8 protein-coding genes are annotated in these 13469 nt (G+C 40.8%); all 8 read right to left on the bottom strand.

From position 1 onward, the window contains the following. Window positions 1-47: 47 nt before the first annotated feature. Window positions 48-293 (bottom strand): RNA recognition motif domain-containing protein, encoded by a 246-nt coding sequence (locus K8P02_RS15230; RefSeq protein WP_025868121.1) that lies wholly within the window; start codon window positions 291-293, stop codon window positions 48-50. A gap of 401 nt (window positions 294-694) precedes the next feature. After that, the gene (locus K8P02_RS15225) at window positions 695-3781 is read right to left on the bottom strand and encodes a T9SS type A sorting domain-containing protein (protein WP_025868120.1); all 3087 of its coding nucleotides are present in this window, start codon (window positions 3779-3781) and stop codon (window positions 695-697) included. 45 nt (window positions 3782-3826) lie between these two features. After that, window positions 3827-4855, bottom strand: a complete 1029-nt coding sequence (locus K8P02_RS15220; protein WP_025868119.1) for a BACON domain-containing protein — start codon at window positions 4853-4855, stop codon at window positions 3827-3829. Window positions 4856-4861: 6 nt separating this feature from the next. Beyond that, the gene (locus K8P02_RS15215) at window positions 4862-6127 is read right to left on the bottom strand and encodes a DUF4302 domain-containing protein (RefSeq protein WP_025868118.1); all 1266 of its coding nucleotides are present in this window, start codon (window positions 6125-6127) and stop codon (window positions 4862-4864) included. Window positions 6128-6138: 11 nt separating this feature from the next. Further along, the gene (locus tag K8P02_RS15210) at window positions 6139-7011 is read right to left on the bottom strand and encodes a zinc-binding metallopeptidase (protein ID WP_002562372.1); all 873 of its coding nucleotides are present in this window, start codon (window positions 7009-7011) and stop codon (window positions 6139-6141) included. 36 nt (window positions 7012-7047) lie between these two features. After that, window positions 7048-8613, bottom strand: coding sequence for a RagB/SusD family nutrient uptake outer membrane protein (locus tag K8P02_RS15205; RefSeq protein WP_007487149.1), 1566 nt, complete (start codon window positions 8611-8613; stop codon window positions 7048-7050). 24 nt (window positions 8614-8637) lie between these two features. Further along, complete coding sequence (locus tag K8P02_RS15200) at window positions 8638-12216, bottom strand: SusC/RagA family TonB-linked outer membrane protein (protein WP_223381498.1); 3579 nt, start codon at window positions 12214-12216, stop codon at window positions 8638-8640. Between the two features lie 25 nt (window positions 12217-12241). After that, window positions 12242-13342 (bottom strand): FecR family protein, encoded by a 1101-nt coding sequence (locus K8P02_RS15195; RefSeq protein WP_025868117.1) that lies wholly within the window; start codon window positions 13340-13342, stop codon window positions 12242-12244. Window positions 13343-13469: the final 127 nt, after the last annotated feature.

Raw genomic sequence — 13469 nt, 5'->3', positions numbered from 1 at the left:
CCGACAACACTTAGTATATCGGAAGGCCATTTCATTTTTTCCTTTTGTTAGAATTTGGGTCTTGCCTCTTTAACCACCATTGTACGACCGTGGTATTCTGCGCCATTCAGTTCGGCGATAGCTTTTGAAGCAGCAGCATCGTCTTCCATTTCAATAAAAGCAAAACCTTTTGATCTGCCGGTTTCGCGATCCATAATAACTTTTACTGAAGATACTGTTCCGTAGTCTTCCATGACTTGTTGCAAATCTGCCTCCTTAACGCGGTAGTTAAGGTTTCCAACATAAATGTTCATAGTGAAAGTGATAAAAAATAAATAATGAAATAAAACTCTCGGGAAGATGATTGATAATAAAAAGATTAAAACGACAGAGAGTTTACAAATGCGTTTTTCAAACGAAGTAAAACCTTGTAATAGAAATCGAGAAACTAATATATCATCATTCCGTAACAAAGAAAAACATAAAAAATGAAAATACAATTATTTTTCTTGTGTTTTTGTTGTTAATGTGATGATATACTGTGCTTTTATTCGTCTTGTAGTATAAATTGGTGTATTTTAGAGGCCTTTTTTTCAATAACAAGGATTTATTGAAAATTAGTTCCGGATAGTTTATAAAACCACCTAAAGACCTGTTTTTATACAGATGTCTTTAGGTGGTTTCTCTTTTTTGTTAGATAAAGAGAGAGAGAATATTATTCGATTACAACTTTTGTTGTATAGGATACCTGGTCTTTTGTGATTTTTACAATGTATAATCCGGCAGAAGGTACCTGTATATTATCTATGTTATTTATAATTTCTTTCTGTAAACAGACTTTTCCACTGGCATCAAAGATACGAATATAAGTGTTAGCGGCATTTTCTACAGTCAATATTTCTTCGTTGGCATAAACAGTGAATGCTGTTTGTACTGCCATCTTTTCAATACCTGTACCTGTTTCCTTATCGAGTACAAAAAGGCATACGGTTTTACTATTGTTTTTGTAGGTTGCCGTCAGGTTGCATTGGGTTGTTTCATCCGGAAGTGTGATTGTAACCTCTTTGCCGTTGATTGCAGCTACTGTGGTATTGTCTGAAGTCCAGACTGTTTCATTGCTTCCGCCTACTTTAAAGCTTTTGCTTATTGTACTGAAATTATTGCCTGTGGCCAGATAAACCGGGGTTGCAGCAAGTTTGGCAGCATCGGTCTCAGCAAAATCTTTCAAGGTAGGATATTGTTCATTGGCAAATCTCCATGTATCGGCACTCATATCTTTAAGCGCTGTCCCGTTAGTAAGGTCAAGAGTTGATACTGCGGTTGCTCCTTCAGCAACTAAACCGTTTGTACACATTTGAGAGTCATAATAACAATTTTCCAGAACATCACTTGCAGCCATTGTACCTGCGATAGCTCCGGCTACACCCCGTGCTGTGACAATAACACTACCTACATTGATACAGTCTTTTAAGATGGCAGGTGCTGCTTTACTTCCTCCGGTTCTGCCTATGATACCTCCGGCTACCGATTTAGTATTTCCTGTAGCAGCGTCTACAAATAAGTGGGCTACTACCCCATAATTGATACAATCGGAAACCGGTTTTGAGGTATACCCCAGGATACCTCCGGCCTGTGTTGGGTTAGTTCCTGTTCCATCAACAAGCACGTAACCGAAGTTATAACACTTATTGATACTCAAAGCTGAGTTATTCCCCATGATACCACCTACGTTTCCGCGGGTTGAATTGATCTTACCTGCATTATAGCAGTTGTATATTTTACCATCATTAGCTCCGTATTCGGAACCTCCTGCAATGCCACCAACACCTGTTATACCAAAAATTGCGGCGTAGTTACTGCAATTATAAACAACTCCTCCAAGCTGGCCAACAATCCCTCCGATTGACATTGAGCCGTTGATATAGGAACCTGCCCCGAGCGTCAGATCTTTTATAGTCCCGTTTATACCTACATAGCTGAATAATCCGGCGGCACTTGTTGTTTCAGTAGAATAATAAAAATTGTCGATTACTTTTTTATTTCCGTCGAATGTTCCCTGGAATGGATTGTCTTTAGCGCCTACAGGTATTGAAGGGGTAGATTTATTTCCCTGCATATCCAAATCGTTGATCAGTTTGAAGTACTTGCCTTCATAAGTTTCACCTCCTGCAACCATTGTTGCAAAGTAGCTGAATTGTTTAGCTGTTTTAATTTGATACGGATTACCTTCTGAACCGTCACCTCCTAAATCGGCTGTAATACTCAAAGGATAACTATAATTCATGTCCCCCAAAGAAGCTGTTAGTGTACCAGATACCAACTCGTCTGTCGGACGTTTTAAAAGAGTTACCTGATTATTCTCTATTTTCAGATATTCGGTATTATCTACTTTCCAGCTTAATGAATTTCCTGTAGGTATGCTGATAGAGTGTGCCAAATAGTCTAATCTATCAAATTCACTGCCATCAGCATTAGAGTAACAAATAACCGGTGAAGCTGTGAGTATCGCATTAGGGATTGTCTCCATTCCTTTCAGGCGTGGATACATACCTTCTTCATAAATCCAGTCTTCTGCTCCAAGTGCTTCTTTCAAGGTTTCCCCGATCATATCTTTTGTTAATGTTCCTTCACCCGGCCCTCCGGCAGAACGATGCATTTGTTTGTCATAAAAGCAAGATTTGATACTAGCAACCAGACCGCTTCCCGGATCAGGGGTAATCATACCTGCCTTATAGTCACTTTGTCCGCCAGCTATGGTGTAGCATGATTCTAACTTGCTGCTTCCTGCATAGCTTCCTACTATTCCTCCTACATATGCATAGTTGTTTCCTTTGCAGGGCATTGTATTATAGCATTTCTGCACTATCGCCGAATAGCAACGTCCTACAACACCACCCACATAAGAAGAAGTGGCACTCTGTATGCTCTCTACTTTTCCGAAGTTGACACTTTTCTCTATAACGGCATTACTGGCAATAAATCCTGCAATACCGCCTACACCAGCTTCTGTCTCGTAGTCGTACCCCATTTCGCTACCACCGGAAATTGATATACTCCCCATATTGTAACATTGACTGAGAGAACCTGCATTATTAAAGGCTCCTGTAATTCCTCCCACGTGTTTCACGCCAAATATCTCTCCGGTATTGTAACAGTTCGTGATGTTTCCGCATGTATTCAGGGAATACTCCTTGTCCATGCCTCCGACGATACCTCCGATCCACCAACCACCGGACGCTTTTCCGGAGAAATTACAATTTTCAATATTCCCGCCTATATTGTTGCCTGCAATGCCTCCAACGTATTTACTTCCCTGAATCGTTGAGCTTTTAACGATACAATTACTTATTTTTCCTTTATTGTATCCGCAAATTCCTGCCACATAATAAGCCTCTTCACTTCCTACAGATACAATACGTGCAGAAGCTAATGTCAGATTTTTAATGACAGCACTAAGATCTGTACCTCCGAAAAGTCCTGCACCGTTTTGCCCACTTGGGAAAACAATCAGATTACTAATCGTCTTATTATTTCCGTCGAAACTCCCCTTGAATGGAATTGATTTACTCCCAATTGAAAATTGAGTACCTTCCAGCTCGATATCGTTAGCAAGTTGGAAGTAAGTATCTGCAAACTGGTTGTCCTTAGTGATGGCATCTGCCATATCTTCCAGATCCTGAGCAGTCTTGATCAGATAAGGTTCGGTTTCCGTCCCTTTACCACCGCTGAATCCTGCTGCCTGAGACTTTAACGAAAAAGTCAGACTGCATAGCAGAATCGCAAAAAAGTAATACTTTCCCATAATACAAATTTTTTAATGAATACTATATATAAATTGAAATACACGTTATTGCTTTATCATAACTATGTCTATAGCCCGATCCAATCCTCCGGCGTAACTGCCACTCGAAGGCTCTTTGGTAGAGAATCCCGCGAAATATAATCCTATGACCTTGTTGCCGGGGAATGTGCCATTGTCTTTGAATGACAGTCTTACCTTTCCATCACGTATTTCCGGGATAGCCATGTACTGGCTGCTTTTATCCCATGTGATATTGTCATTATCGGCCAATACACAATTATATACAAACAAAGGTGTTGAAGTACCCAAATACTGCCCGGCAGCGATAATTAGTTTTCCGTTATCATAGTCTACAACGAACTGCGCACCAGACATCGGACCATCAATCATCACATACTTATCAGGTTGATATTTTAATAATTGAGCTGTATGCGATACCGTTTTATTGGTTTTATCTATATAGCTGATGTCATATTTTCCCTGAAAATCTTTATAGATGGTTTGGCAGAAAGAATAAGTTTGTTGTGTTTTTCCACATCTGATAGTGACCGGGATGATTTTTTCGGTCAATGTTCCTTCTTCGTACGGAATGGAAGTGAAAATAACGGAATCGCCTTCGACTTTATGCGATAACCATTTAGAATCGTATTTTATTTCGTATGGTAAGTTGCTTTTCAGATAATATGCTTTTCGCTCTCCTGTTGTAGAGAAATTATAGAAAGCTGGAAAGTTGGTGGAGAAAATAGCTCCTAACTGTGTGACGGGGACAACTGTACTTTCTGTTCCCATACAGATTTCTATCAAAGCATTTCTTCCGGTAATATCTTCATTGGCAGAGATTGTCAGGAGTACTTTATTTCCCGATAGAACAGGGGCACACCACTCTTCTGTAGAAGTCACCACATAGTCTCCTACCACCGATAATTCAATCTCACCCGTTCCTCCGATAGCAGGTAGGCTGGTACTGGCACTGATCACTTTAAAAGTAGGGGAGGAATTCTCCTCTTCATTGTCATTGCATCCTATGTTTAGTATGCAAAGCATAAATAAGCATAGATAAAAATATTTTTTCATAACTCTTTATTTAGCTGAGACGGTGAACCACACCTCTTCTGGTTTATCAATACTTGTGAATTTAATTTTTGTCGGATATTTGGGATTATCAGCTTCCATGATATAAGGACTATAGTTTGTAATAATACTGACAAACTCCTGATATCCACCTGTCCAAAATGCACCTCCGTTGATATAGCCTTTATTTGTAAAGTCAAGTTCTATTTCATTTTCCGTATTCTTTACCGTAAGGAAATCGAATGAATAATAGCTCCACCAGGCGATAGAAGAGTTGTCTACCCGGGTGGCGCCGGTTACTACGGCATAAGTGCTTTCATCTTTGTAGTATCCCAGATATATGAAAGATAATCCGGTAGTAGCTTCTGCGAAGTTGGTAGCAAGCTGGCGATCTGTATATTTCCAATAAGTCAGAACGAAATCACTCATTTCGTCCGGAGAAAAATACCAGGAAGCCTTTGATTGGGCAAAGAATTTATTCACTTTCATTAGTTCAAAACTAATTTGGGCATTTCCATTGTCTGTGCTTAATATATCTTGTTCAACCGAATATTGCATACTTTCAATAGAGTTTCCTGAGATAGTGACCGGTTGATAGAAGCGGATGCCTGTGTCTGTGTAGATATAGGGTACTTCTGTAGAAATAGTTTTTCCCCCATCTTCATAATTTAGAGTGAAAGTGCGGTTGGCACCTTTTTCTATGGAAACTTCCTCTCCATTGACATTCATTTTATAAATAGGAGCTATCGCATTCTTTTTTGTGTATTCTACTTTATCCATGTACTCTTTGGCAGGTACAGTCAGTTTGTTCATTACGATTTTGTTTCCGGTCTTTTTGCCTTGTAATATGATTTGGGTATCGGTTTTACTCATTAATATAAATTCGTAATCTCCTTCCAACCCCTGATAGAGATCAGAATATGGAGTAGAGAAATAGTGTAACAATGAATTATAAGTATCAAAAGTAAGTACAGGACCGTTATCTGATATTAAACGCCACAGACTGCTCTCTTCTTTTCCGGGAGATAAATCCATTCTGACTTTTACTTCTGAACTGGTGAACTGGAGCGTGTACATATATCCTCCGTAAGCCTGTGATCCTTGCGGGTAGTATTCCATAGACCATCCGTATTCGGAACTCACCAATGCTTCCTGATATTCCCTTAATGCCTGTGCGATTCTTTCGGCGGCCGGGCTGTCGAAGATATCTTCATTATCTTTAAAGCAGGAGCCTAATAGAAGCGGCAATAATAATATGATTACTATTTTTTTCATTTTTGTTCTGTTTAAAAGTTTTCCAGATCGAGTTTGTCTATCTCAGAAGAGCGGCGTTGTACGATGTCTCTAAGCTGGTTTAGGTCGATGTTCCAGCTGTCTTTCATATAGTTGTATACAACTTCAAATTTCTGTTTTATAATTTCAGCTCCGGCTGTTCCGGCTCCAGTCAACATGGCGTCCCATTGTTTGGAAGATTGAGTCAGATAGATACATACATTTTCGGCAAAATCCTCGTTGGCCTCTTTACTGGCATATTGGCTGACAAAACCGGCTTTTTGTGCATCTGCATCACTACTCCAATAATCATTCCAGGCATCGCCCACATACGACGTACCGGATATTAACTGAAAGTCGCTCGTGTACTCTTTGGTCTGAGTAAAGATATGCGTAAATTCATGGTGAATGGTTTTAAAATACCATTCGTTAAGTAGGTTGATATTGGTCGGATCAATGTAGTTAGCTCCGTATAAAGTGATTTTCATCCCTCCTTCGGCAGTACCCAGTTCGAATGTTCCGTTGTTGCGAAAAGCAAAACTGCCTATGATATGAATTACTTTGGGAAAATAGTTTCGGATGTAATCCGGACCAGCCAGTTCATCATAGGCTTCAATACAAAGATGTTTGATGAGCTTGGCCAATTGTACTGACTTTTTCATTTCTGCGGGAACCAATGTATAGTCCATATCCGATTCAATATCTTCCATCCGGTATTTGAACTCGATGTTGTAAGGATATATATAGTTGTTTAACAACCATCCGTCAAATTCGTTTTGTTCACCGGTTTCTACGGTAATAATACTATGGTTCTTGTCCGGTTCGTCATCAGTGCAGGCTATGAAGCCTACTATGACAGGAATCAGGAATATCCATTTACTTTTCATATTCTCAGGTTTTTATTTTTGTTGTAACGAATGTGTTTATCTCGGGTTGGCCGGAAGCCCGGCATTGATGACTTCCTGTGGAAGCTGTATGGCACAGCGTGGGTCACGGGGAAGCAATTGGTCTGCTATGGTGACATCTTTCCCGTTGGCACTGACTACACGGCGGTCTACCTCTATGCCATATCGTTTGATGTCGAACCAGCGCAATCCTTCATGAATTGTTTGTATCCGGCGGACGAACAGTAAGAATTGGATGAAACTTTCCTGCTTCCCACTTTTGACAGTGAATCCGGGATTCAATTTTTTCTTTAGTGTTGGTGCATTCGGTTCATAATAAGGAATAGGATTGATAAATTTCTCTACATCCTCTTCTTTTAGTACATAAGCACTTTTTGTATTGGCTTTGATCCAGATATTGAAGTCTCTGACAGCTTCCTGATATTTCTCTTTCATGATATATGCTTCCGTTCTTGCCAGTAAAGTCTCTTCTGCACTGAAGGCTGTGTATACGGTGTGTGGATAGCCTATCATTGCAACGGGATCGAGGTATTCAAACAAGAATGGTAACTTCATTGTCAGAGTCTTATCAAGATTGGTTCCTTGGTATATGAATGGGAGGACATGATAGTTGGTATATCTTCCCCATGGTCCGTCGGCCTTTAATGTTTCATATTCGGCGATGAGGGCTCCGTGCGTAATACGCGACATGTTAAAGTAAGGGCCAAAGTATCTTCCTGCCTGTGATAGTGAAGTCATTAACATCAGATTACAGTTATATTCCGGTTTGATATAGTCTTTGGTATATACATCTTCGTCTCTTGTCATTTTGGCGCGTGCCTCCATATTCCTCATCATAACTGCGGGGTTGGAGGTTAGTACTTTATCTGCATATTCTATCACTTTGTCCCATCGTCCGGCATATAAGTTGAAACGTGTGGCAAATGCATAGGCAGCCTTGGTGTTGAAGTGATATTTGGGTACACTGTACGCGTCTTTGATCATGGGGAGTGCTTCTTCTATATCCTTGTTGATTTCTTTATAGACACTATCCACTGTGATACGGTCATATTCTACTATCAGCTGGGTTTCCGGTACCTTCACATAAGGTATACCCATGTCTTTGGTTGCATACTTTTCAGTGTAGTGCTGGCAGAAAATATTGACCAGTATGAAGTGTGCATATGCCCTACATAACAGGGCTTCTGCCTTGAATGGTTTCAGACTGGCAGGAGTTCCCAGCTCTTCTATGGCTTCCAGCGCCTGATTGGCTGCGGAGATTGATTTATATGACCGGCTCCACAAGGCATACGGATCTTCTTGTCCGTTCGTTTCTGTAACATCTTTCCAGTATGCCATTTGCTCAATGAATAAATAGGTATAGGGATTACTGGGGCCATAGTCGTCTACGTTGTCGGAAGAGTACTCCCCTAAGAACATGGCTGAGGCTTCGGGATAGGCTGAAGTTATCAGCGCTTTTACATTTGCTTCTGTGTTGACCTCTGTACGGTTGTCCGGAACCTCACTCAAGAAGTCATCGCACGAAGCTAAGATGCTTCCTGACAGTAAGATGATAACCGGAATATATTTATATATATGTGTCATATTGATTTTATTTAGTGGTTATTGTTACATTCCAAGTCTTAATGTCAAAGTGAACTGCCGTGGCACTGGGGTTGCTACACCACCTGAATTGAAGAATTCCGGATCTTGCCCGTTCAGTTTCTTATCGGCATATATCAAAAAGAGGTTCGTACATTGTAGTTTCAATGACAGGCTGTTCAGTTTCCAGTTGGCTATCAATGCTTTGGGGAAATCATAAGACAAGCCTATTTCTTTCATTCGGATAAATCCGCCGTCAGCAATGCGCATGTCAGAATAGTTGTAGGCATTGTAGGCCCGGCTTAAATAAGGATCCAGTCTGTTTTGGCGCGTACTGGCTATTACGGGTATATTAGTAAACTTTTCGTCTCCCGGCACCACCCAGCGGTTTTTGAATTCTTTTGGAGTGGCGGTGAGGTCCGAATAACTGGAACTGAAAACATTGTCCAGGCGCACCACGTTGCCGAATGAATAGGTGATGAATAAGTTTAGTTTAAACCCTTTATAGCCGAATGTATTCCCGAAACTACCCAGATCTGTTGGGTCGGCAGCTCCCGAATATTTCAGGAAATCAAGTTTTTTACTTTCCTGAAAGTTGATATCTGTTGTTGTAATCTGTCCGTCCTGATTGAGGAAGGTAGGTATACCATCTTTGTTTAATCCCTGAAATGGAATAGAGAAGATAGAACGTACCGGATAGCCTTCTCTGGCAAAACCATAACCGGATACCAGCCCCATCAGTGTCTTGTTTGATTTTAGTTTGGTAATCTCGTTATGGGTATGCGAATAGATGAAGTCGGTAGTCCAGCTAAAATCTTTAGTCTGGATGTTTCTTGTTGACAGAGTGAACTCTACACCATTGGATTTCATCTCGGCGATATTACCCATTTTCAAAATCTCACCTCCGGCTCCCTGGGTACTTACCGGTCCTATGAGGTCATAGTTGTTACGCTGATACCAGTCTACTGCAACACTGATACGATTGTCTAGCAATCCTACATCAACTCCTATGTTCAGCTCATGTTTTTTTTCATAAGTCAGATCAGAGTTTCCAAGATCCACTACCTGCAATCCCATTTCACCTGTAGAAGCTGTTGGTCTCCAGGGCTTATAAGCGGATAAGATGGCTGTAGAGTTTGTTACACTTTCGGGACCACGGTCTGCCGTCAAACTATAAGATGCTTTAAGCGATAAATGAGATAGAGCCGGTTCCCAATCTTTGAAAAACTCTTCCTCATGGATATTCCATGCACCCGATATATTCCACGTTGGTAACCAACGGGACGAATGTGTTTTTCCTAATGTATTGGAACCTTCGTAGCGAATCGTACCATTGAGGGTATATATTCCTTTATAAGAATAGGTTGCATTGGCGAAGAAGGCAATGTTGCGTACCCTTCCCTTTGCGATAGAATAGTAATCAGTGCCTTCTTCGGCCCCTTTCTTAAATACCTGATAAGCATAGAACGGTACTTCACCCATTGAGTACTGAAGCCCCCATCCGCGTATCCACTTTCTTTGCCGGTCAATATAGTTTGATTCCATACCGCCAAACAAGTTCACGATATGTTTCTCTTTGAATACATTATTATAAGAGATTGTACCGCGAAAATCATATCCTAACATGCGGAAGTCCGAACACTCGTAAATGCCACCTTCCGGGAGTATGCTGATAGGCAGTGCATATGGATTGTCCGGATCACGGTATAAATGAGGGTTTTGGTCTCTGATGCTGGAAGTGGGCATGGCCCGGTAGGCCATTGCCTGATTGGAAAAGTCAGTAATGATATGTTCCTGTGATGTTGATGAATATTTCATGGCACCTAATGCGGTGACTTCCAGGTTGGGCAGTATTTTCCATTTCAATTCCCCCTGTACTTTCAGGTCGGATGCGTTGATATCCATGTAATTATTCTCCAGTTCATGGAAAATATTGAAAGGAGCATAATTACGGGTATAGTACTCTGTGGCACTGATGGCCCGCGAACTGTTCAGGGCATAACTGTAAGGGTTGATATCAAAATCACGTTTTACTTCTCCCGAAACGGGATCGGTACTTTGTGACAATGTGCCTGGTGCTTTTTGCTTTCGGTACGAACCACTTGAAATAAGATTCAGGCTCAGGTTTGTCAGAATGTTGTAAGTGGCATTCAGGTTGGCTGTATAGCGGTTTACCTTGCTGTCTTTAGTCCATCCCGGATCTACCAGCGCACTCAATGATGCATAATAAGAGGTCTTGTCGTTACCGGAGGAGATACTGACGGAATGATTGTGCATCACATTGGTATTGAATAACAAATCGAACCAGTTGGTATTTCTCATTTCTGCATCGCGCAGGTAATTGGCACGGGACAGCGGTGTGTTTAATAAACCGAATTGTTGGGTAACGGGGTCGTACGTATGTAGTAGTTCGTACATCTTTCCATAGACTCCACTTTCACTGGCATTAGATAATTCGGAGAAGTTCAACCACCCTTTCTTCTGCATCTCCTGATAGACAGACATCTGATCTTGTGAATTCATTATGTTGAACTGTGAGTAGTCCGGTTTTAATCTCATCGTGTATTCACCTGTATAACTAACCCGGCTACTGCCTGCTTTCCCTTTCTTGGTAGTGATCACAATTACTCCCGACATGGCTCGTGCCCCATAAATAGAGGTGGCAGAACCGTCCTTTAATATCTGAAAGCTTTCGATGTCATCAGCATTCAGGCCTGATATAGCCGAACTGATCAACGTGGTGGCATCTCCTGAGGATAGCTGGTCGGCATCTACTTCTACTACATCCTCCATGATGACCCCGTCTACTACCCATAAAGGCTTGGAACTACCATAAATAGAAGTAGCACCACGAACACGAATTTTAGGCGCCGTACCAAAGGTACCCGATACATTTTGCACAGATACACCTGCGGAACGTCCTTCCAATGAACGACTTATATCTGGTACACCATCCAGTTTAACATTCGAGGCACTGAGCTGGTCGGTAGCTCCTGTGAATAGCCGTTTGTCCATTTTCTGTACACCCGTTACGACTACTTCATTCAGTGTCTGTACATCTGAAGCCAATGTCACTTTTAATGGGATGCCTCTTTTGACGGCTACTTCTTTATCTTTCATTCCGACATAAGAAACGATCAGTGTTTGTGCGTTTTGAGGGATATCTTTCAACGTAAAACGTCCGTCTATGTCGGCAATTGTCCCCATTGTGGTACCTTTTACTTTGATAGATGCCCCTACAACAGGTTCGTTGTCTTCTTCGAATAGAACGATTCCGGTTATAATATTACTTTCCTGTGCAGGAGCCTGTACCGGGGCCATCTTGTAGATCTGTATTACTTTATTTTTAACTTCATACTGTAGTTGCTGGCCGGTAAGAATAATGTCCAGCATCTCATTGATCGTTTTATCCTGCGCCTCCACGCTGATTTTCTTTTCTAACTCCATTTCAGAAGAGCTGCACCACAGGGAGTAAGATGTAAGTGTCTTCAGCTTTTTAAGGGCTTCTTTTACCGTAACATTGTGCATACTCATTGAGACCCTTTGTTCCTGTGCAAAGGCTCCGATGCTACAACATAAAAGCATGATTAATAATAGTTTTCTCATATCATCCGTTTAAAATGTTTATGGACTAATTTACACGATTTCTTATTTCATTTTTTTTCATTATCTGAATAGTATCTCCTTTTATGGTGTAATAGAGGCTGTTTTTCTCCGCTATGATTTTCAATATGTCAGTGATTGTTTCTTCATTGCAGAAGTCACCGTAGAAGTGTTTCTCCCTTAGAGTTTTGTCTTCTATCACAATATGTACATTGAAAGCTCTTTCCAGGTCTTTTACAATCTGACTGAGTGGTTCTTCATCAAAAAACAGTATATTCCGGGCTGCTGCTTTGGGGAGGCAGGTTGCTGCAGGAGCCTTTGCATTGTCGGTGGGGGATAATGCTGCACTTTTGGAGTGGGAGGTGGTCCACATTACATAGTTAGATGCAATAACATTGCGTACTTGTGTCCGTTCGCTTTTTTGATTGATGACTGCCTGTTGGTTAGGTTTCAATAAAATATTGGCTTTTGAATTTTTGTTGTTTTCAACAGCCAGACTTCCTTCTACCAGTGTAATTTTGGCTTTCTCATCTTCTGGATAGGCTTTCATGTTAAATTTGGTTCCTAATACATGAATGGCAATTTTTCCAGAACTTACTCTGAAAGGGAGTTCCTTGTTTTTGCTGACCTCAAAGTAGGCTTCTCCTTTTAAAGTCACATTTCTGTTACTTCGCCCGAAACTTCCGGGATATTCAAGTTTACTTCCCGAATTGAGCCATACCTGTGTACCATCCGGCAGGGTGACCAATGATTTTGAACCATAGGCTATTTCTATACTTTGCATAGAGTTATCCCATGAATTTTCGCCGGTTGATTTTAATAAATATCCCACTCCGAATGTCAGTAATACAATCGCTACATAGCCTATCCAGGCGATAGAGTGTTTTCGGCTTATGGTATATTCTTTTTGTCTGGTGATTTTATATATGCGGTTGTAAGCCGGGATTACCCGGGCTGTGAAATGCTTTTCTTTTTGCTTGATCCGGAAAAGTTTTAGTGTGGCATAATAACAGGTATAAGTACGCTGGTTGTTTGCATTGTTATTATACCACGCTTGTAGTTCCTGCTCTTCATTAGGAGTGAGGGCTCCATTAAATTGCTTTTTAATTAATTTGAAAATATTATCCATAAATTCTCTATTAATTGTTTGTTGATTGTATAAAGACGTAATAGAGAATAAAAGGGGTAGTGAGAAAATGAAATATTTTTCTACTAAAATGATTTATTTTAATAGAAAAAAGAAGTTAGTGCTTTTA

It is taken from the genome of Bacteroides nordii (assembly GCF_019930665.1).
GTDB classification, from domain to species: Bacteria; Bacteroidota; Bacteroidia; order Bacteroidales; family Bacteroidaceae; genus Bacteroides; species Bacteroides nordii.
Note: the sequence above shows the minus strand (reverse complement) of the source record. Positions and strands in the feature narration are given on the sequence as shown.

Excerpts from the sequence above, each read along its gene's own strand:
- K8P02_RS15230 (WP_025868121.1), bottom strand. The coding sequence starts at position 293 with ATGAACATTTATGTTGGAAACCTTAACTACCGCGTTAAGGAGGCAGAT.
- K8P02_RS15225 (WP_025868120.1), bottom strand. The coding sequence starts at position 3,781 with ATGGGAAAGTATTACTTTTTTGCGATTCTGCTATGCAGTCTGACTTTT.
- K8P02_RS15220 (WP_025868119.1), bottom strand. The coding sequence starts at position 4,855 with ATGAAAAAATATTTTTATCTATGCTTATTTATGCTTTGCATACTAAAC.
- K8P02_RS15215 (WP_025868118.1), bottom strand. The coding sequence starts at position 6,127 with ATGAAAAAAATAGTAATCATATTATTATTGCCGCTTCTATTAGGCTCC.
- K8P02_RS15210 (WP_002562372.1), bottom strand. The coding sequence starts at position 7,011 with ATGAAAAGTAAATGGATATTCCTGATTCCTGTCATAGTAGGCTTCATA.
- K8P02_RS15205 (WP_007487149.1), bottom strand. The coding sequence starts at position 8,613 with ATGACACATATATATAAATATATTCCGGTTATCATCTTACTGTCAGGA.
- K8P02_RS15200 (WP_223381498.1), bottom strand. The coding sequence starts at position 12,216 with ATGAGAAAACTATTATTAATCATGCTTTTATGTTGTAGCATCGGAGCC.
- K8P02_RS15195 (WP_025868117.1), bottom strand. The coding sequence starts at position 13,342 with ATGGATAATATTTTCAAATTAATTAAAAAGCAATTTAATGGAGCCCTC.